14 protein-coding genes are annotated in these 20063 nt (G+C 70.3%); 8 read left to right on the forward strand and 6 right to left on the reverse strand.

Annotated features, from left to right (window positions below; all coding sequences use genetic code 11):
* Positions 1 to 430 precede the first annotated feature (430 nt).
* Complete coding sequence (locus ACFY0U_RS36525; RefSeq protein ID WP_388643242.1) at positions 431 to 880, forward strand: PTS glucose transporter subunit IIA; 450 nt, start codon at positions 431 to 433, stop codon at positions 878 to 880.
* A 79-nt stretch (positions 881 to 959) separates the two neighbouring features.
* A complete protein-coding gene (ptsP, locus tag ACFY0U_RS36530; RefSeq protein WP_388643651.1) occupies positions 960 to 2630 on the forward strand; it encodes a phosphoenolpyruvate--protein phosphotransferase in 1671 nt (556 codons plus the stop codon).
* Positions 2631 to 2699: 69 nt separating this feature from the next.
* On the opposite strand, the gene ACFY0U_RS36535 is transcribed toward ptsP, so the two are convergent.
* Entirely contained in the window at positions 2700 to 3593 is an 894-nt protein-coding gene (locus ACFY0U_RS36535; protein ID WP_388643245.1) for a hypothetical protein, read from the reverse strand.
* 134 nt (positions 3594 to 3727) lie between these two features.
* A complete protein-coding gene (locus ACFY0U_RS36540; RefSeq protein WP_388643247.1) occupies positions 3728 to 5695 on the reverse strand; it encodes an acetoacetate--CoA ligase in 1968 nt (655 codons plus the stop codon).
* A gap of 213 nt (positions 5696 to 5908) precedes the next feature.
* Here ACFY0U_RS36540 and ACFY0U_RS36545 point away from each other — a divergent pair, with 213 nt between their 5' ends.
* Entirely contained in the window at positions 5909 to 8275 is a 2367-nt protein-coding gene (locus ACFY0U_RS36545; RefSeq protein WP_388643250.1) for a TIM-barrel domain-containing protein, read from the forward strand.
* A gap of 1 nt (position 8276) precedes the next feature.
* On the opposite strand, the gene ACFY0U_RS36550 is transcribed toward ACFY0U_RS36545, so the two are convergent.
* Together ACFY0U_RS36550 and ACFY0U_RS36555 are read right to left on the reverse strand one after the other, a co-directional pair.
* On the reverse strand, positions 8277 to 8813 hold the full coding sequence (locus ACFY0U_RS36550) for an NUDIX domain-containing protein (RefSeq protein ID WP_388643253.1): 537 nt from the start codon (positions 8811 to 8813) through the stop codon (positions 8277 to 8279).
* Between the two features lie 47 nt (positions 8814 to 8860).
* Positions 8861 to 9670, reverse strand: a complete 810-nt coding sequence (locus ACFY0U_RS36555; RefSeq protein WP_388643254.1) for a M15 family metallopeptidase — start codon at positions 9668 to 9670, stop codon at positions 8861 to 8863.
* A 98-nt stretch (positions 9671 to 9768) separates the two neighbouring features.
* Here ACFY0U_RS36555 and ACFY0U_RS36560 point away from each other — a divergent pair, with 98 nt between their 5' ends.
* From ACFY0U_RS36560 to glpK, 5 genes are all read left to right on the forward strand, one after another.
* Positions 9769 to 10197 carry a Zn-ribbon domain-containing OB-fold protein gene (locus ACFY0U_RS36560; RefSeq protein ID WP_388643653.1) on the forward strand — a complete coding sequence of 143 codons (429 nt, stop codon included), beginning with the start codon at positions 9769 to 9771 and terminating at the stop codon, positions 10195 to 10197.
* Complete coding sequence (locus ACFY0U_RS36565; protein ID WP_388643656.1) at positions 10194 to 11384, forward strand: lipid-transfer protein; 1191 nt, start codon at positions 10194 to 10196, stop codon at positions 11382 to 11384. The genes ACFY0U_RS36560 and ACFY0U_RS36565 overlap by 4 nt, the downstream gene beginning before the upstream one ends.
* A 122-nt stretch (positions 11385 to 11506) precedes the next feature.
* Entirely contained in the window at positions 11507 to 13159 is a 1653-nt protein-coding gene (locus tag ACFY0U_RS36570; RefSeq protein ID WP_388643256.1) for an EAL domain-containing protein, read from the forward strand.
* Positions 13160 to 13472: 313 nt separating this feature from the next.
* Positions 13473 to 14198 (forward strand): MIP/aquaporin family protein, encoded by a 726-nt coding sequence (locus tag ACFY0U_RS36575; RefSeq protein ID WP_388643257.1) that lies wholly within the window; start codon positions 13473 to 13475, stop codon positions 14196 to 14198.
* A gap of 22 nt (positions 14199 to 14220) precedes the next feature.
* Positions 14221 to 15732 carry a glycerol kinase GlpK gene (gene glpK / locus ACFY0U_RS36580; RefSeq protein WP_388643258.1) on the forward strand — a complete coding sequence of 504 codons (1512 nt, stop codon included), beginning with the start codon at positions 14221 to 14223 and terminating at the stop codon, positions 15730 to 15732.
* Between the two features lie 99 nt (positions 15733 to 15831).
* Here glpK and ACFY0U_RS36585 read toward each other — a convergent pair whose 3' ends face one another.
* Together ACFY0U_RS36585 and ACFY0U_RS36590 are read right to left on the reverse strand one after the other, a co-directional pair.
* On the reverse strand, positions 15832 to 16440 hold the full coding sequence (locus tag ACFY0U_RS36585) for an ATP/GTP-binding protein (protein WP_388643260.1): 609 nt from the start codon (positions 16438 to 16440) through the stop codon (positions 15832 to 15834).
* Positions 16421 to 20053 carry a hydantoinase B/oxoprolinase family protein gene (locus ACFY0U_RS36590; protein WP_388643261.1) on the reverse strand — a complete coding sequence of 1211 codons (3633 nt, stop codon included), beginning with the start codon at positions 20051 to 20053 and terminating at the stop codon, positions 16421 to 16423. Before ACFY0U_RS36590 ends, ACFY0U_RS36585 begins: the two co-directional genes overlap by 20 nt.
* Positions 20054 to 20063: the final 10 nt, after the last annotated feature.

Below are 20063 nucleotides of genomic sequence, written 5' to 3' on the forward strand. Positions count from 1 at the left end.
GGGTATCAACTAAATCTGGCGTTGATTTTTGGCACGCTGTTGAGTTCTCAAGGAACGGACGCTTCCTTTGTACTCACCCTCTCGGGCTTTCCTCCAGGCGCTTCCCTTCGGTGTTCCAAACTCTATCAGTGTTTTTCCGACTCCCTGACCACTCTCCTGCGGACATGCAGAAGGTGACCCCGAGATAGGATCTGACAAGTTTGGGTGCTGCTGAGCAAGGACGCTGAGTAGCGCCGCTCGGCCTCAAGCAGGAGTACGACTGTACACGCGGCCCTGAAGCGCGTGCAAATCGTTTGGACTGGTGGTCTAGACCACTACGCGGTATCTTCCATGCGGAACCGTCAGTTCATATGGCATACGCTGCTCACAGTGCGCCGTCCGGGACAGGCAGTGACGACGCATATCGATCTCCACCCCTGGGAGGCTTCCCATGACCACCGTGACGTCCCCGCTTGCAGGACGCGCCATCGGACTGGCTTCTGTGCCCGATCCGGTCTTCTCCGGGGCCATGGTCGGCCCGGGTACGGCGATCGACCCCGTGCGCGAGGCCTCTGAGGCTGTCGCGCCCGTGGACGGAGTCATCGTCTCGCTCCACCCGCATGCCTTCGTCGTTGTCGACGATCAAGGTCACGGCGTGCTCACTCACCTGGGTATCGACACGGTTCAGCTCAACGGCGAGGGTTTCGAGCTGCTCGTCAACAAGGGCGACACCGTGACGCGCGGTCAGAGCATCGTGCGCTGGAACCCGGCCGCCGTGGAGGCTGCCGGCAAGTCCCCGGTCTGCCCGATCGTGGCTCTCGAAGCCGCGGCCGAGGCACTCTCCGAACTGCGTGACGACGGCGATGTGAAGGCCGGCGACAGTCTCTTCTCCTGGAAGTGACATCGACTCCGTCCCAGGACGGCAAGTAGTGGCAACCATCGCGGCGGCGGGACCCGCCGCACTATCGGAGACGGGTGAGATGGAGACAACGCTGCGAGGCGTCGGCGTGAGCCATGGTGTGGCGATCGGCGAGGTTCGGCACATGGGAACGGCGGTCCTGGAGCCGCCTGCCAAGCAGATCCCGCCTCAGGACGCGGAGCGTGAGCAGGGGAACGCCCGCAAGGCGGTGGAAGCGGTGGCGGCCGACCTGATGGCGCGCGGCAATCTGGCCGGGGGCGAGGCACAGGCGGTGCTCGAGGCGCAGGCCCTGATGGCCCAGGACCCGGAATTGATGGCCGACGTGGACCGGCGTATCGCCGTCGGCAGCACGGCCGAGCGGGCCGTGTACGACGCGTTCGCCGCGTACCGCGAGCTGCTGGCGGGTGCCGGTGAGTACCTCGCGGGACGCGTCGCGGACCTCGACGACGTGCGGAATCGTATCGTCGCCCGTCTGCTCGGAGTGCCCATGCCGGGCATCCCGGACAGCGACGATCCGTATGTCCTCGTGGCGCGTGACCTCGCGCCCGCTGACACAGCTCTGCTGGACCCCACTCTGGTACTCGGCTTCGTGACCGAGGAGGGCGGGCCGACCAGCCACAGCGCGATCCTGGCGCGGGCGCTCGGTGTACCCGCCGTGGTGGCGCTGCCGGGCGCCGGTGAGCTCGCCGAAGGCACTGTGATCGCCGTGGACGGCAGCACCGGCGACATCTTCGTTAACCCGAGCCAGGAGAAGAAGGCGCAGCTGGAGGCTGCCGCCGCCGAGCGCAAGGCCGCACTCGCTGCGTCGACCGGGCCGGGTGCCACGGCCGACGGGCACAAGGTGCCGCTGCTCGCCAATATCGGCGGTCCTGCGGATGTTCCAGCCGCCGTCGAAGCCGGTGCGGAGGGTGTCGGTCTTTTCCGTACCGAGTTCCTCTTCCTCGATGACAGCAAGAACGCTCCCTCCGGGGAGAAGCAGATCGAGGCCTACCGACAGGTTCTCGAGGCGTTCCCCGAGGGCCGTGTCGTCGTGCGTGTGCTGGACGCCGGTGCGGACAAGCCGCTCGACTTCCTGACCCCGGGCGACGAGCCGAACCCCGCGCTGGGTGTGCGGGGTCTGCGGACGCTGCTCGACCACCCGGACGTGCTGCGTACGCAGCTGACGGCTCTGGCGAAGGCCGCTGAGGGTCTGCCGGTCTACCTTGAGGTCATGGCCCCGATGGTGGCGGACCGAGCGGATGCCAAGGCGTTCGCCGACGCGTGCCGTGAGGCGGGCCTGCGGGCGAAGTTCGGCGCGATGGTCGAGATTCCGTCGGCGGCGCTGCGGGCGCGTTCGGTTCTGCAGGAGGTCGAGTTCCTGTCGCTGGGGACGAACGACCTCGCGCAGTACACCTTCGCCGCGGACCGTCAGGTGGGTGCGGTGTCCCGTCTGCAGGATCCCTGGCAGCCGGCTCTGCTCGACCTGGTCTCGCTGTCCGCCGAGGCGGCGAAGGCCGAGGGCAAGAGCTGTGGTGTCTGTGGTGAGGCGGCGTCCGACCCGCTGCTGGCGTGTGTGCTGACCGGTCTGGGTGTCACCTCTCTTTCCATGGGCGCGGCGTCGATTCCGTATGTGCGGGCGACGCTGGCGAAGTACACGCTGGCCCAGTGCGAGCGTGCCGCGGCGGCCGCTCGGGCGGCGGACAGTGCCGAGGAGGCGCGCAGCGCCGCTCAGGCGGTGCTGTCCGGCGAGTAGTCGGGCTGTTCCGGTCGTCGGTGCTTCTTGAGGGGCGCTCCACCTATGGGTGGGGCGCCCCTCCTGCGTTCAGTGGTGGTGTCCCGGCGTCGGGCCGTCCGGTCCGAGGTCGGGTGGCACGCAGTAGTCGACGTTCGATTCCGGTGAGATCAGGTCTCCGGATTCGATGTCGGTGCAGTACGCGTCGAAGACCTCGCCGGCGGTGAGGGGTTCGAGTCCTTCTCCGCGCAGCCGCCAGCCGTAGATGCGGTCGGTGGTGCCGGGAACGCTGGTCCGCATGACGAGTCCGCCGGGGGTCCGGGTCGCCAGGCCGAGAGCCAGGACCGTGGCGAATTCGAGGGCCTCGGCCTCGTCGAGTTGTGTGGTGCCGTCTGTGTTGATGTCGGCGTGGAGGACGGAGACGAGTGTTTCCGGCTTTGCCGTGACGCTGCAAACGAGGTGCCGGTTGCCTGGATGGGCCGTGTCGAGGATGCGGACGAGGAGGTCGGAGGCTCGGGCGAAGGCGGCTCGTCCGATGTCCTCACCGCAGGAGGCGCAGGCACCGAGGCGTGCCAGGAGCGTGGAGGCGTACTCCCAGGTGGCTTGGCGTACTGCTTCGTCGATCAGGTCGGGGACGAGTTCCGCCAGGGGGCGTCCGTCGTACGGGATGGTCGGGCCCGTGGCGGCGAGTTCGGCGGTGAAGCGGGTGCGGCTGGACGGGATGTCGGGTTCGAGGCCGGTGTCGGCGCAGTAGTCGGCGTACTCCTGTGGGTCGAAGAGGGCTACCGCGGTGTGGGTGCCTTGGGAGGCACGGGTTTTGAGGAGTGCCTCGACCTGTTGGAGATAGAGGGAGTGGTCGTCGAAGGTGAAGCTGCGGTAGCGCCGCATGCTCCGGAAGTCGTGCTCGTCGGTGAGCAGCCCGATGGTGCCGGCGATCTCGCGGCGCAGAACGCGTCGCATGGTCGGGTGGTCGGTGTGCGCCATGTTTCCCCCTGTGAGCTGTCGATCAATGCTCACTCACAGTAACCGGGGGCACTGACAACGGGGGCGGGGCGAGGTGGCGGGCGGCGCCGACGCGGTGTGAGGAAGGGGTCGGACTGCGTCGGCGGCCGAGTCGGTCAGGCGCGCTTGCGGGCCAGGTCCTCGTAGAAGTGGAGCAGGTCGAGGTTGTCGATGGAGCCCGGATTGACGGCCTTGTCGAGGGGGGTGCCCTGGAGGAGGCGCTTCACGGGGACTTCGATGCGCTTGCCGGTGAGGGTGTGCGGGATGCCGGGGACTTCGATGATCTCGTCGGGGATGTGCCGTGGGGAGAGCTGTTCACGGATGGTCTGCTTGACGCGGCCCAGGAGGGTCTCGTCGAGGACGGCCCCGGGGGCCAGGTGGACGAAGAGGGGCATCCAATAGCCGCCGTCGGGCTGCTCGATGCCGATGACGAGAGACTCCTTGATCTCGGGGAGGCGCTCGACGGCTTCGTAGATGTCGGCGGACCCCATGCGGACGCCCTGGCGGTTGAGCGTGGAGTCGGATCGGCCGTGGATGACGACGGAGCCGCGGGAGGTGACGGTGATCCAGTCGCCGTGGCGCCAGACGCCTGGGTAGGTGTCGAAGTAGCTGCCGTGGTAGCGGCTGCCGTCCGGGTCGTTCCAGAAGCGGATCGGCATCGACGGCATGGGGTTGGTGACCACGAGTTCGCCGACCTCGTCGATGAGGGGTTTGCCGGCGGGGTCCCAGGACTGGAGGTCGGTGCCGAGGCCGGGGGCCTGGAGTTCGCCGATGTGGACGGGGAGGGTGGGCACGGCGCCTGCGAAGCAGGAGCAGACGTCGGTGCCGCCGCTGACCGAGGCGATCCACAGGTCGTCGCGCACTTCGTCGTGGAGCCAGCGGAAGCCGTCGGGCGGCAGCGGGGAGCCGGTGGTGGCCACGCACTGCACCGTGGAGAGGTCGAAGTCGCGGCCGGGGTGCACGCCCGCCTTGCGACAGGCCATGACGTACGCGGCCGAGGTGCCGTAGAGGGTGGCGCGGGTGCGTTCGGCGATGCGCCACTGGGCGCCGGTGTCCGGGTAGCCGGGGCTGCCGTCGTAGAGAACGATCGTCGTGCCCGTGAGGAGGCCGGAGACGAGGAAGTTCCACATCATCCAGCCGGTCGACGTGTACCAGAAGAAGCGGTCGTCGGGGCCGAGGTCGCAATGCAGGCCGAGCTGTTTGAGGTGTTCGACGAGGATGCCGCCCTGGGACTGGACGATGGCCTTGGGCAGGCCGGTCGTGCCGGAGGAGTACAGCACCCAGAGCGGGTGCTCGAAGGGCACCTGTTCGAAGACGGGTTCGACGTCACCCTGTGTCAGGGCCGCCCAGTCCAGGGCGCCGTCCGGGGCGTCGGTGCCCAGGAGGGGGATGTGGACGACGGCCCGCAAGGTGGGCAGTTCACGGCGCAGTTCAGCCACCGTGTCGCGGCGGTCGTGCTCCTTGCCGCCGTAACGGTAGCCGTCGACGGTGAACAGGACGACGGGTTCGACCTGCTGGAAGCGGTCCAGGACGCTGCGGGCGCCGAAGTCGGGGGCGCAGGACGTCCAGACGCCGCCCACCGCGGCGGTGGCCAGAAGGGCGACGACGGCCTGCGGGATGTTGGGGAGGTAGCCGCTGACTCGGTCGCCGGGGCGTACGCCCAGGGCGCGCAGTTCGGCGGCGAGGGAGCCGACCTGGCGGCGTAGTTCGGACCAGGTGACGGGGCGCGGTTCGTTGGTCTCGTCGACATGCAGGAGGGCCGGTTCGTCCGCGCGGGTGGCGGCCGCGCGCAGGGCGTGTTCGGCGTAGTTCAGGGTCGCCCCGGGGAACCACTGGGCGCCGGGCATCGAGCGGTCGCCCAGTACGCGCGCGTAGGGCGTCGAGAACCGTACGTCGAACCATTGCGTGACGGCTTTCCAGAAGGTGTCCAGCTCGTCGACGGACCAGCGGTGCAGTGCGGGGTAGCCGCCTTCGGCCGGGGCGCCGTGGTGCTCGGCGGCCCAAGTCTGGAATCTGGTGACCTGCGCCTGTGCGATGCGTTCCGGATCTGGCTGCCAGAGCGGCTGAGGGTTCACGGTCGACATGGGGCGGCTCCCGGACTGTGCGCGTCGTGTGCGTCTCCCGCGCACGGGCTGGGGTGTGCGCGCGACGCGGATGACACGGACGATGCCATGTGATCGACTTCTGCACCAGGGTGCGCCCCACACAGTCCGTGTCGTGAAGATGTGGTCCCGGCACGGGTGAACGGCAGTTGAACGACACGCGTGTGTGGGGCGGTCAGTGGCAGGGTGAGCAGCATGAACGGTCGTGACCTGGTGCGTTCGATAAAGACGGTCGGTTCGGCGGGGGCGGCCCAGGGGTTGCGTTCCGTACGGGCCTCGTGGCGTATGCGGCGGGCGGATGCCGCCGGGCTGCCGCCGCGGGGGGCCGAGCGTGCTCGGGTGCCCGGGCCGGTGCGGGAGGTGGAGCCGGGGCCCGGCGGCGGGGTCGTCCGGTTCAGCCGTTCCGAGCTGCGGATCACGGTCGCGGTGAACGGGGCGGTTTTCTGGGGCTGGGACGGAGCGGCTCCCGAGCCGTCGTACGCGCTGGCGGGGCGCTGTCCTGAGCCGGATCCGCGGGCGGTGCTGGAGCCGGACAAGGACGGCGGCTGGCGGGTGGTGGCCGAGCGGGCGACGGTCGTCGTCTCCCGGCACGGTGCGATCGAGGTGCGTACGCCCGGTGGAGTGACCGTGCGCCGGGATCTGCCGCCGCGATGGTGGGAGCCGGTCGGTGGGGGCGCGGCGCGCTGGATGCAGCGGTCGGAGGTGCCCGCGGACGCGCGGTTCTTCGGGCTCGGCGGGCGGGCGTCGGGGCCCCGGTTGAGGAACGGGACGTACCGGCTGTGGAACACCGATCCCGGCAGGTCCTTCGGTACGGCCGACGATCCGCTGTACATCACGATGCCGGTGCAGTTCGTGGTGTCCGACGCGGCGACGCATCTGGCGTTCCACGACACCTCGTGGGACGGCACGGTGACGTTGCGGGAGGGCGAGGAGGGTGCCGGTTCCGGGCACGACCGGGCCGGGACGTGCGAGCTGCGGATGACCGGTGGTCCGCTGCGCTGCTGGGTGATGGTGGGCACCCCCGCGCGCGTGCTGCTCGCCTGGGCCTCGCTCACCGGTGCGCCCGCGCTGCCGCCGGAGTGGGCGCTGGGGCACCATCACGCGCGGTGGGGATTCGGGAGCGAGCAGGAGGTGCGGCGGATCGTCGCGGGCTACCAGGAGCGTGGACTGCCGCTGGACGCCGTCCACTTGGACATCGACCACTTTGACGAGCACCAGGTGTTCACCGTCGACCAGGAGCACTTCCCCAAGCTGCCGCAGCTCGCCGAGGAGCTGCGGCGGGACGGGATCCGGCTGGTGTCGATCGTGGACGCGGCGGTCAAGGCCGAGCCCGGCAATGCCGTGTTCGACAGTGGTGTCACCGAGGACGCGTTCGTGCGGGATGCTGCGGGGCGGCTCGTTCGGGGAGTGGTCTGGCCCGGCGAGGCGGTCTTCCCGGATTTCACGCACGCGCGTGTGCGTGAGTGGTGGGGCCGCCTCTATGAGGAGCGGCTCGCTCAGGGGTTCGCGGGCTTCTGGCACGACATGAACGAGCCCACCTCGTTCGCGGCCTTCGGGGAGTCGACCCTGCCGCGCTCGGCCCGCCATGAGCTGGACGGTCAGGGCGGTGACCATCGTGAGGCGCACAACGTGTACGCGCTCTGCATGGCCCGCGCGGGGTACGAAGGTGTGCGGGAACTGGCTCCTCAGGAGCGTCCGTTCGTGTTCTCGCGGTCCGGGTGGGCCGGCATGCAGCGCTATGGGGGTACGTGGTCGGGTGACGTGGCCACGGGCTGGCCGGGGCTGCGGGCGTCTCTGTCTCTGGTGATGGGGCTCGGCCTGTGCGGGGTGCCCTATTCGGGGCCGGACGTGGGCGGCTTCGACGGGAGTCCGTCGCCCGAGCTGTATCTGCGCTGGTTCCAGCTGGGCGCGTATCTGCCGTTGTTCCGTACGCACGCGAGTCTGCGGGCGGGGCGCCGGGAGCCGTGGGAGTTCGGTCCGGAGGTGCTGGAGCACGCGCGCGTGGCGCTTCTGGAACGCCGGCGGCTGCTGCCGTACTTCGTGACGCTGGCGCATCTGGCGAGGCGTACCGGGGCGCCGTATGTGCGGCCGTTGTGGTGGGGGGCGCCCGAGGACCGGGCGCTGCGGGAGTGCGAGGACGCGTTCCTGCTGGGCGACAGTCTGCTGGTGGCGCCGGTGCTCGATCCGGGGGCGGACCGGCGTGCGGTGCAGCTGCCGCGCGGGCGGTGGTACGACACGGTGACCGAGCGGGCGTATCAGGGGCCGGGGCAGGTCCTCGTGGACGCTCCCTTGTCGCGGATCCCGGTGCTCGCGCGCGCGGGTGCCGTTCTTCCCGTGCGCGGGGAGGACGGTGGGCTGGAGCTGGAGGTGTGGGCGCCGGCCCGGGGACGGACCGGCGGCGGGCTGGTCGTGCCCGACGCGGGTGACGGGTGGGACGAGCCGGAGATCGAGCGTTATGCGGCCCGTTGGCAGGGACGGCGGGTGGTTGTCGAGCGGGAGGGTGAGGACGGCGTGAGTGCGCCGCCTCACCGGGTGCGTGTGCGGGGGGTCGGGGAGCGCTAGGTCAGATGTACCGGCCCTCGAACCAGGCCCGTACGGCACGTGTGTGCAGCGGGAAGGCGAGCTCTTCGGGCCTGCGCAGGAGGTGCCAGCCCTCCGTCTCGTCCGTCGCGGCGGATGCGGGCAGGCCCTCTGCCGGGCGTTCCGGAAGCGACCCGAACAGCAGGAGGTGGCCGTCGGGCGAGCTCATGGCGTCGACGAGGCGTACGTCGCGGCTCGCCGCGTCGATGCCGGTCTCCTCCTTGAGTTCACGGACGACGGCCTGGCGCCAGTCTTCCCGGTCGTCGATGTAGCCGCCGGGCAGTGCGATGCCCCCGCGCGCGGGGGCGATGGTTCGGGTGACGACGACCAGGGCGGTGCCCTTCGTGTCGTAGACCGGCTGGAGTGCCACCGCGACGGGCAGCGGGTTGCGGTAGGCCACGGTGGCGCAGTCAGGACAGGTGCGGGGCCAACCGGAGACGCCCTCTCCGTAGGGCGCTCCGCAGCTCGAACAGTGGGAGTCGCGCGCGGAGTTGGGGGTGGGGTGTTGAGTTTCGGACACGCGGCGGACTGTATCCGATCACAGGAAGGGCGTCTTCCGGGGGCTGCTCAGTGTTTGCTCGTGAGGGACTTCCAGGACACCGGGAAGTCGAAGAAGGTGTCCGGGTAGGGCTCCGGCTTGAACGTGTAGTGCCACCATTCCTCAGCCAGGTTCACGAAGCCGAGGTCTTCCAGGGTGGTCTTGAGCAGGAGCCGGTTGTCTCGTTGTGCGCCCTGGATGCGGGGGTCGAGGGTGTGGGAGAGGGTGTCGAAGCAGTCGAATCCGGTGCCCATGTCGATGGAGTTGTCGGGGAAACGCTCGTCCTGGGGCGCGTAGCAGGGGACGAGGGTCTCACCGGGGTGGTAGGGCCGCGTCGGCTTGGCGGGGAGCTTCACGATGGTGAGGTCCATGGTCGAGCCGCGGCTGTGGCCGGACTTCTCGGCGATGTAACCGTCCGCGAAGAGACGCGTCTTGTCGACGTTCGGGTAGAACTCGGCCTTCATGGCCTGGTCGTCGAGGTCCTTGGCCCAGCGGACGAAGTGATCGACCGCGCGCTGGGGGCGGTAGCAGTCGTAGACCTTGAGGGTGTAGCCCTGCCGGAGCAGCTTCAGCTGGGCTTTGTGGAGTGCCTCGGCGGCGGGCTTCGTGAGGATGCAGATCGGCTGCGCGTAGCCGTCGATGCGTTCCCCCACGAAGTTGTGCGGGGTGAAGTAGCGCATCTCCTGGATGATCGTGGGGTCCACGGTTCTCAGGGCGACGAAGTCCTTCGGCGCCTTGGGTTCCGGTGTCGCCCGGGCGGTGGTGGCGGCGGCGGTCACGGTCAGCAGGGCGGCGAGCGTGGTGACCAGGCCGCGCACTGCGCCGGAGAGTCGTGTCATGCCTCTGCCCCTGCCCATCTCCGGCCTCCCGTGACACACTTCTGACGTTCCGTCAGATCCTATGCCCGGGAGGAACTGTGTCACGTGCACGAACGCCCGTGGTGGCAGGGTGGTTCGCCGGCGAGGGGGGCGATTTCCGTCTCCTCGGCACCCGTTGCTCGGCCTGCGCCTCGGTCTTCTTCCCCCGCGAGGACACCCACTGCCGCAATCCCGCGTGCACCGGCGGCGAGCTGGCGGAGGTTCCGCTGTCGCGGCGCGGGCGGGTGTGGTCCTACACGGACAGTCAGTACCGGCCTCCGTCACCCTATGTGACCGATCCGGAACTTCCGTGGGAGCCGTACACGTTGATCGCTGTGGAGCTGGAATCCGAGCGGATCGTGGTGCTGGGGCAGGGGGTTCCGGGGCTCGCCGTAGGCGATCTGGCGGTGGGCATGGAGGTGGAGGTCGTTCCCGGTGTGCTCCATGAGGACGCGGAGACGGTGTGGACGACGTGGCGGTGGCGGCCGACGACGGGGGTGACGGAATGACGGGTGAGGTGACGGTGCTCGGTGCGGGCATGCACCCGTGGGGCAAGTGGGGACGGAGCTTCGTCGCGTACGGGGTGGCGGCCGCCCGCGCGGCGCTCGCGGACGCCGGGCTGGACTGGCGGGACGTCGGTTCGATCGTGGGGGCGGACACCGTGCGTGGTGGCTATCCGGGGTATGTGGCCGGCGCGACCTTCGCGAAGGCGCTGGGCTGGCAGGGGGCCCGGGTCACGAGCGTGTACGCGGCGTGCGCGTCGGGGGCGCAGGCCGTCAACACCGCGCGGGCGCAGATACTTTCGGGGCTCGCGGACGTGGTGCTCGTGGTGGGTGCCGATGCGGCACCGAAGGGGTTCTTCCGGCCGGCGGGCGGAGATCGGCCCGACGATCCGGACTGGCTGCGGTTCCGCGTTCTCGGAGCCACGAATCCGACGTACTTCGGGCTGTACGCGCGCAGGCGGATGGCCGTGCACGGGGACACCCCGGAGGACTTCGCGCAGGTGAAGGTGAAGAACGCCGCCATGGGCGCGCTGAATCCGCTCGCGCGCTACCGCAAGCGGGTCACCGCCGAGGAGGTCGCCGCCTCCGCGGTGGTCGCTGATCCGCTGCGGCTGCTCGACATCTGCGCGACCTCGGACGGCGGGGCGGCCCTGGTGCTCTCCAGCATGGAGTTCGCGCGGCGGCACGGGACGGCGGAGCCGGTGCGGATCCGGGCGGTGTCGACGGTGACGCCGCGCTATCCGAACACGGTGCTGGATCTGCCCGATATCGCCACGGACTCCGCGGTGGCAGTGGAGCCCGGCGACGACACCTTCCGGGAGTCGATAGCCCGCGCCGCCTACGAGGAGGCAGGTGTCGGGCCCGAGGACGTTTCCCTCGCCGAGGTCTACGACCTTTCCACCGCCCTGGAGTTGCAGTGGTACGAGGACCTCGGGCTGTGCGGTGAGGGTGAGGGGGCGAAGCTGCTGCGGGAGGGCGCGACGGCTCTGGGCGGGCGCATACCCGTGAATGCCAGCGGCGGGCTGGCGTCCTTCGGGGAGGCGGTGCCGGCGCAGGCGATCGCCCAGGTGTGTGAGCTCACCTGGCAGTTGAGAGGTGCGGCGGGTGACCGGCAGGTGGCCGGGGCACGGGTGGGGATCTCGGCGAACCAGGGGCTGTTCGGACACGGTTCGGCCGTGGTCGCGGTGCGGTGAGGCGCATCGGGCCGCCAGACGGGGCAAGGGCTTTCCCGTACGCTCCGTGATCACCCCGGAATCCTGCGTGAACGTCTCATGAACTGCGCTCGGGCGTGCGCCCGCGGCGCCATCATGCTGGCGTGCACTCCTGGACGGACACTCTCCGCTTCGCCTTCCAGCCGGTGGTCAATCTGACGACCGGAGGGGTCGCGGCGCTGGAGATACTCGCCCGACCGGAGACCGGCGACATCCTGGCCGAGGCCCGCCGCGATCCAGAACTCGACGGCAGGCTGGCCGTGTCGGCGGTCCGGGCGGCGGCGCGCAAGGAAACGCTGCTGCCGCTGCACGTCAACGTGTTCGCCGGCACCCTCGCCGACCTCGGCGGGCTCACCCCGCTCCACGCGGCGGTGCGTGAGGCGGGGCGGCTGCCCTGGGAGGTGACGATCGACGTCGGGCCGCCGTTCACGCATGTGCCGCAGCAGGCGCTGCTGGAGGCGGTGGCCGCGCTGCGCGGCCAGGGGTTCCGGATCAGCGCGGACGGCGTCGGGGACGGCGACGTACCCCTGCGGTTGCTCACCGACCTGGCGCCCGACCTGGTGAAGCTCGACGCCTCGCTGCTGGCCCGGCCCGCGGCGGTGCGGGCGATGCGGACGCTGTGCGACCAGATGGGGGCGCTGCTGTCCGTCGAGGGCGTGGAGACCGAACTCCAGTGTGCGGCCGCGGTGTCGGCGGGTGCGCAGCTGGCACAGGGCAACCTGTTCGCTCCCCCGGCCCGGTTGCCCGCCGCGGACGTGTACGTGCCGCCCCGCTCCCCCGGCTCCGCCGCACCGTCACGGTCGGGGCCGTCGGTTCGGCAGTTCGTACGGCCCGCCGCCTTGCTGGCCGCCACCGCGTCCGCGGGCCATGTGCGGGCGCTGCTGACCGGGTCGCCGGAGGTGTCCGGGGTGCTGCTCGTGGACGCGCACGGGGTTCCGGTCCGGTCGGTGCACCGCTCCCGCTTCCTGCTGTCGATGTCGGGGCGCTACGGGCACGCGCTCTACGCCGATCGCCCCGCCGCCAAGCTGGGCGATCCGCCGCGCACGGTGGGCATCGACGCCACCGCCTGGGAGGTGCTCGACGTGGTGGCGGTCGGCGACCGGGACCGCACCTCGGACGATGTGGCCGTCGTCGACCGGTACGGCCGGTGCGTCGGTGTCGTACGTCTGGCCGACCTCGTTCGGGCGCTGGCCGAGTCCCGGGTCGAGGAGGCGGCGGGGCTCAATCCGCTGACGCGGCTGCCCGGTTCGGACGCGATCACCGGTGAGGTGGACCGGCGGATCGCGGACGGGCGGACGTTCGCGCTGAGCTGGCTGGACGTGGACCACTTCAAGCAGGTCAACGACGGGGCGGGGTTCGCGGCGGGCGACGAGTTGATCCGGTCGGTGGGGCGGGCGCTGCAGCGTGCGGCATCGGACAGCACTCACGTGGGCCACATCGGCGGGGACGACTTCCTCGTGCTGGCCGATCCGGACGGGCTGGATCCGGTGGCTGCCTCGGTGCTGGACGCGCCCTGGTCCGCGGGCGGGCGTCCGGTGTCGTTGTCGCTGGCCACGGTGCTGTGTACGCCGGGCAGCGTCACGGACCACCGGCAGGCGGCGGCCTGGCTGGCCCCGCTGAAGAAGGCCGCGAAGTCGATCGGTGGGGCGAGCTGGGTGCTGGGCCGAGCGGGACTGCCCGGGCACGAGGTCAGGCGCGGGGCGGGAGCCTCCGCCGCGACCGCGGGATGCGGGGTGGCGGAACCCGGGCGGGGCTGAGCCGCTCGCCACGAGGAGGGTGCGTGCCCCCAACCGTTGCCGTCCGCGTCCTTGACGCCCCCTGGACACCGGTGAACACTTCCGATGTCAGTCGACATCGTCGTACATTCTCGGCGTATCCACGCACTGCGCTGTGCGGGCCCCCTGAGTCACGGTCCGTTCCCCCACGGGCGATTCGGCTGCGACGGCACGCTCGTCACGGACGCCGGGCGGGGCGCGGGATCTCCCTGCCTTCGGCTGAAGTCGCCATGGGAAACGCACCCTGCACGGAGGACCGGGGTCGAGCACCCCGGGCCAGGGCCTAGGAGCCGCCATGAGCAACGGAGACGTATTTGTCGGGGAGATCATCGGAACCGCCATCCTGATCCTCCTGGGCACGGGAGTGGTCGCCGCCGTCGTACTGAACTACTCCAAGGCGAAGGACGCGGGCTGGGTGGTCATCACCTTCGGGTGGGGTTTCGGCGTGCTCGCCGGTGCCTACACCGCCGCACCGCTGTCCGGCGGCCACCTCAACCCGGCGGTGACGCTCGGGATCGCCGTCGACACGGGCGACTGGGACCAGGTCCCCCTCTACATCGCCGGACAGATGGTCGGCGCCATCCTCGGGGCGGTGCTGTGCTGGCTGGTCTACTTCGCGCAGTTCCAGGCCAACGCCGAGGAGGACAAGGCGCAGCCGACACTGGGGATCTTCTCGACCGGGCCCGCGATCCGCCATCCCGTGGCGAACCTCGTCACGGAGATCATCGCGACCGTCGCTCTGGTGCTGCCGATCCTCGCCTTCGGCCTGACCGAGGGCCTCGGCCAGACGGGCGTCTCGATCCTGATCGTGTCGTTCCTGGTCGTCGGCATCGGTATGTCACTCGGCGGTCCCACGGGATACGCCATCAACCCGGCCCGTGACCTGGGCCCTCGCATCACCCACGCCTTGCTCCCGATCCCCAACAAGGGCACCTCGGACTGGGGTTACGCGTGGATCCCGGTGGTGGGGCCGCTGATCGGCGGAGCTCTGTCCGGGGTCATCTTCAACGCAGCGTTCTGAAGCATCCGACGAAGGGGACGTCATGACGGACAAGTTCGTCGCCGCGATCGACCAGGGCACCACCTCCAGCCGTTGCATCATCTTCAACCAGGACGGCGCCATCGTCGCCGTCGACCAGCGTGAGCACCGGCAGATCTTCCCCAAGCCGGGCTGGGTGGAGCACGACGCCACCGAGATCTGGTCCAAGGTGCAGGCGGTGGTGGCCGGCGCGATCGCCAAGGCCGGGCTGCGCGCCGACCAGCTCAGCGCGCTCGGCATCACCAACCAGCGCGAGACGACGGTCCTGTGGGACCGCGCCACGGGCAAGCCCGTGCACAACGCGATCGTGTGGCAGGACACGCGCACCGCGGCCCTGACCAACCAGCTCGGCGGCTCGGACGGACAGGACCGCTTCCGCGAGCAGACCGGGCTGCCGCTGGCCACGTACTTCTCCGGTCCGAAGGCGGCCTGGCTGCTCGACAACGTGCCCGGGCTGCGCGCGCGTGCCGAGAACGGCGAGATCGCCTTCGGCACCATCGACTCCTGGCTCATCTGGAACCTCACCGGCGGCACCGACGGCGGGCAGCACGTCACGGACGTGACGAACGCCGGCCGCACCATGCTGATGAACCTCGAGACCCTCCAGTGGGACCAGTCCATCCTCTCCGCGATGAACATCCCCGACGCCGTCCTGCCCGAGATCAGGTCCTCGGCCGAGGTGTACGGCACCGCCGTCGGCCAACTCGCCGGTGTGCCGGTCGCGTCGGCCCTGGGCGACCAGCAGGCGGCCGTGTTCGGACAGGCCTGCTACGACGTGGGTACGGCGAAGAACACGTACGGCACGGGCAGCTTCCTGCTGCTCAACACCGGCAACCGGCCGGTGGCGTCGAAGAGCGGGCTGCTGACCACGATGGGGTACAAGATCGGCAGCGAGGCGCCGGTCTACTGCCTGGAGGGGTCTATCGCCATAACGGGCGCGCTCGTCCAGTGGTTCCGGGATCAGCTCGGCATCATCCGCACCGCCGACGAGATCGAGCCGCTGGCGGCGAGTGTCGAGGACAACGGTGGGGCGTACATCGTGCCCGCGTTCTCCGGTCTGTTCGCGCCCTACTGGCGCTCCGACGCGCGCGGTGTCATCACCGGGCTCACCCGGTACGTCACGAAGGCACACCTCGCGCGCGCGGTGCTGGAGGCGACGAGCTGGCAGACGCGCGAGGTCGTGGACGCCATGTTCCAGGACTCCGGGGTGCACATCACGACCCTGAAGGTCGACGGCGGCATGACCAAGAACAACCTGCTGATGCAGCACCAGGCGGACGTCCTCGATGTTCCGGTGGTCCGCCCGAAGGTGTCCGAGACGACCTGCCTGGGCGCGGCCTACGCGGCCGGGCTGGCCACGGGAGTGTGGAACGACCTGGACGAGCTGAAGTCGCACTGGCAGAAGGACGTCGAGTGGACGCCCGCCATGGAGTCCTCGGTGCGCGACCGTGAGTACCACAACTGGCGCAAGGCCGTGGAGAAGAGCTTCGCCTGGCAGGAGGACGAGGAGAACTAGCGGCACGCGTGCGTGCGCTCCGACGACCGCACGCACGCGTGGTGCTCATCAGACGCGGCCCGTACCCCGGTCGGCGGGGGTACGGGCCGTACCCGTGGATCAGGTCGTGACGGCGGCCCGGCGACGCTCCGCGACGTAGGCCATCGCGTGCCGGACCACGCCGACGAGCACATCCTTGACCGACTCACGGTCGCGGGCGTCGCACAGCAGCAGCGGTACGTCCTCGTCGAGGTCGAGGGCCTGGCGGACCTCCTCGGCGGGGTAACGGGCCGAGCCCTCGAAGCAGTTGACGCCGACCACGAAGGGGATGGAGCGCCGCTCGAAGTAGTCGACCGCGGCGAAGCAGTCCTCCAGGCGGCGCGTGTCGGCGAGCACGACGGCCCCGAGCGCGCCCTCGGAGAGCTCGTCCCACATGAACCAGAACCGTTCCTGCCCGGGCGTCCCGAAGAGGTACAGCACCAGGTCCTCGCGGAGCGTGATGCGCCCGAAGTCCATGGCCACGGTGGTGGTGCTCTTGCCCTCGACACCGCTGATGTCGTCGACCGGGCGGCCTGCCTCGGTGAGCAGTTCCTCGGTGCGCAGCGGCCGGATCTCGCTGACCGCGCCCACGAGCGTGGTCTTGCCCACGCCGAAGCCGCCGGCCACCAGGATCTTGAACGTGACGGGCTCGACCGGGGGCTTGCCGCGCTCAGAACGCCCGAAGATCATCGGTCTCTTCTCCTGCTTGGTGGGGGTGGGGCGACGGTGGGCCGTAGCCTCCGCCGCCGGGGGTTTCGATGACGAGTACGTCGCCGGGCTCGACGTCGGCGGCGTCGCTGCCGCCGAGTTCGGTGACCGTGCCGTCCGCGCGCTCCACGCGGTTGGCGCCCAGCGCGCCGGGCGCGCCGCCCGCCATGCCGTACGGCGGGACCCGGCGGTGCTGGGAGAGGGTGGAGACGGTCATCGGCTCCAGGAACCGGATGCGGCGCACCACACCGTCCCCACCGCGCCACCGTCCAGCGCCGCCGCTGTCCCGCCGTACCGCGAACTCGTCGAGCCGGACGGGCAGTCGCCACTCCAGGACCTCGGGGTCGGTGAGCCGCGAGTTGGTCATATGGGTCTGGACGGCGGACGCTCCGGGGAAGCCGTCGCCCGCGCCCGATCCGGAGGCGACGGTCTCGTAGTACTGGTGACGGGCGTTGCCGAAAGTGACGTTGTTCATGGTGCCGGAGCCCTCGGCCTGGACGCCGAGCGCCGCGTAGAGGGCGCCGGTGATGGCCTGGGAGGTCTCGACGTTGCCGGCGACGACGGCGGCCGGCGGCTCGGGCGCGAGCATCGAGCCGGGCGGTACGACGATCCTCAGGGGACGCAGACAGCCGTCGTTGAGGGGGATGTCGTCGGCCACGAGGGTCCGGAAGACGTACAGGACGGCCGCGTTGACCACCGCGAACGGGGCGTTGAAGTTGCTGTCCAACTGGCCCGAGGTGCCGGTGAAGTCGACGGTCGCGGAGCGGTTGTCGCGGTCCACGCGCACGCGTACGCGGATGACGGCGCCCGAGTCGGTCTCATAGGCGTACGCGCCGTCGTCAAGGGTGTCGATGACCCGGCGTACGGATTCCTCGGCGTGGTCCTGGACGTGTCGCATGTACGCCTGGACGACGTCGAGGCCGAAGTTCTCGATCATGCGGGCGACTTCGTCGACGCCCTTCTGGTTGGCGGCGATCTGGGCGCGCAGGTCGGCGAGGTTGGTCTGCGGGTTGCGGGAGGGGTAGGGCGCCTCGGTGAGCAGGCGGCGGGTCTCGTCCTCGCGGAAGCGGCCGTTCTGGGCGAGCAGCCAGTTGTCGAAGAGGATTCCCTCCTCCTCGATGGTGCGGCTGTTGGCGGGCATGGAGCCCGGGGCAATGCCGCCGATCTCGGCGTGGTGGCCTCGCGAGGCGACGTAGAAGAGGATCCCCCGGTCACTCTCCGTGCCCTCGGTGTCGAAGACCGGGGTGATCACCGTGACGTCCGGCAGGTGGGTGCCGCCGTGGTACGGGTCGTTGACCGCGTAGGTGTCCCCCGGCCGCATCCGGGCGCCGCGCCGCCGGATGACCTCCTTGACGCTGGTACCCATCGAGCCCAGGTGGACGGGGATGTGCGGGGCGTTGGCCACCAGGTTCCCGTCCGGGTCGAAGAGGGCGCAAGAGAAGTCCAGGCGCTCCTTGATGTTGACGGACTGGGCCGTGGATTCGAGGCGGGCGCCCATCTGTTCGGCGATGGACATGAAGAGGTTGTTGAAGACCTCGAGAAGAACCGGGTCGGCTTTCGTGCCGAGATCGGAACTCTCCGTAACCGTAGTCCGTTCCATGACCAGATGCCCGTCGTCTCGCGAAACGGCCTGCCAGCCGTCGTCGACGACGGTCGTCGAACTGGCCTCGGTGATGATCGCGGGGCCGGTGACCGTCTCGCCGGGTGGCAGGTCCTCTCGGCGGTGAAGGGGTACGTCGCGCCAGGCGCCGCCCGTGTGGAGGCGGACGGTTCCGGGAGCGGCGGTGCGGCCTTGGTACGGGGTCAGGGCCGAGAGATCGGGGGGTTGGGTGATGCCGGTGGCTTCCACGGAGAGGGCTTCGACGACGATCGGGCGGTCGAGCGTGAAGGAGTACGTGGCGCGATGACGTGCTTCGAAGACCTGACGCATCTCGCCGGGTTCGGTCAGCTCGACGGTGAGGGTGGTGTCGGTGCCGTCGTAGCGCAGTTGGGCGCGGCGGGTGACCCGGATGCGGACGTCGGGGACGTCCTCGGCGAGGAGTTCGGCGCGGGCGGCGCTCTCCAGGTCGTCGGCGGTCTTGAGGACGCCCGGCATCGCGGCGGTCTCCAATGGGGCCTCGACGGACTGTTCCCGCATGGCGGTGGTGTCGGCGAGGCCGATGCCGAGTGCGGACAGGACACCGGCCATGGGCGGTACGAGGACGGTGCGGATGCCCAGCGACTCGGCGACCCTGCATGCGTGCTGGCCGCCGGCGCCACCGAAGGTGGTGAGGGCGTAGCGGGTGACGTCGTGGCCCTTCTGGACGGAGATCCGCTTCACGGCGTTGGCGATGTTGGCGACCGCGATCTGGAGATAGCCCTCGGCGACCTGCTCGGGCGTGCGCTCGTCGCCGGTGCGCTCGCGGATCTCGCGCGCGAGGGCGGCGAAGCGGTCGCGGACGAGTTCCGCGTCGAGGGGCTGGTCGCCGCCGGGGCCGAACACCGTGGGAAAGTGGGCGGGTTGGATACGGCCGAGCATGACGTTGGCGTCGGTGACGGCCAGCGGGCCGCCCGCGCGGTAGCAGGCGGGGCCCGGGTCCGCGCCCGCCGAGTCCGGCCCTACGCGGTAGCGGGAGCCGTCGAAGTGGAGGACCGAGCCGCCGCCCGCCGCGACGGTGTGGATGTCGAGCATGGGGGCGCGCAGCCGGACGCCGGCGATCTGGGTGGTGAAGACGCGTTCGTACTCGCCGGCGAAGTGGGAGACGTCGGTGGAGGTGCCGCCCATGTCGAAGCCGATGACGCGGTCGAAGCCGGCGAGTTGGGACATCCGGGCCATGCCGACGATCCCGCCTGCGGGCCCGGACAGGATGGCGTCCTTGCCGCGGAACTGTCCGGCCTCGGCGAGGCCGCCGTTGGACTGCATGAACATCAGCCGTACGCCGTGGAGTTCGTCGGCGACGTGCTGGACGTAGCGGCGCAGCACCGGCGAGAGGTAGGCGTCGACGACGGCGGTGTCGCCGCGCGGGACCAGCTTCATCAGCGGGCTGACCTCGCTGGACAGCGAGATCTGCGGGAAGCCGATCCGGGCGGCCAGCTGTCCCACGGCCTGTTCGTGGGCGGGGTGGAGGTGGCTGTGCATGCAGACCACGGCGACAGCGCGGATCCCGTCGTCGTACGCCTCCTGGAGGGGGCCGGTCAGGGCGTCCAGGTCGGGGGCGCGCAGGACGGTGCCGTCGGCGGCGATGCGCTCGTCGATCTCCACGACCCGCTCGTGGAGCAGCGCGGGGAGTTCGATACGGCGGGCGAAGATGTGGGGGCGGTTCTGGTAGGCGATGCGCAGGGCGTCGCGGAAACCGCGGGTGACGATCAGGAGGGTCCGCTCGCCCTTGCGTTCCAGGAGGGCGTTGGTGGCGACAGTGGTGCCCATGCGGACGGCTTCCACGGGGGCCTCGGAGCCGTCGAGGAGTTCGCGCACTCCGGTGACCGCGGCGTCGGTGTAGCGGGTGGGGTTGTCGGAGAGCAGTTTGTGCGTGAGCAGTCGGCCGTCCGGGCGACGCGCGACGATGTCCGTGAAGGTGCCGCCCCGGTCGACCCAGAACTGCCAGCCTGTCGTCACGTCCGTCTCC

It is taken from the genome of Streptomyces sp. NPDC001536 (genome assembly GCF_042894505.1).
In the GTDB taxonomy this organism is placed as follows: Bacteria; Actinomycetota; Actinomycetes; order Streptomycetales; family Streptomycetaceae; genus Streptomyces.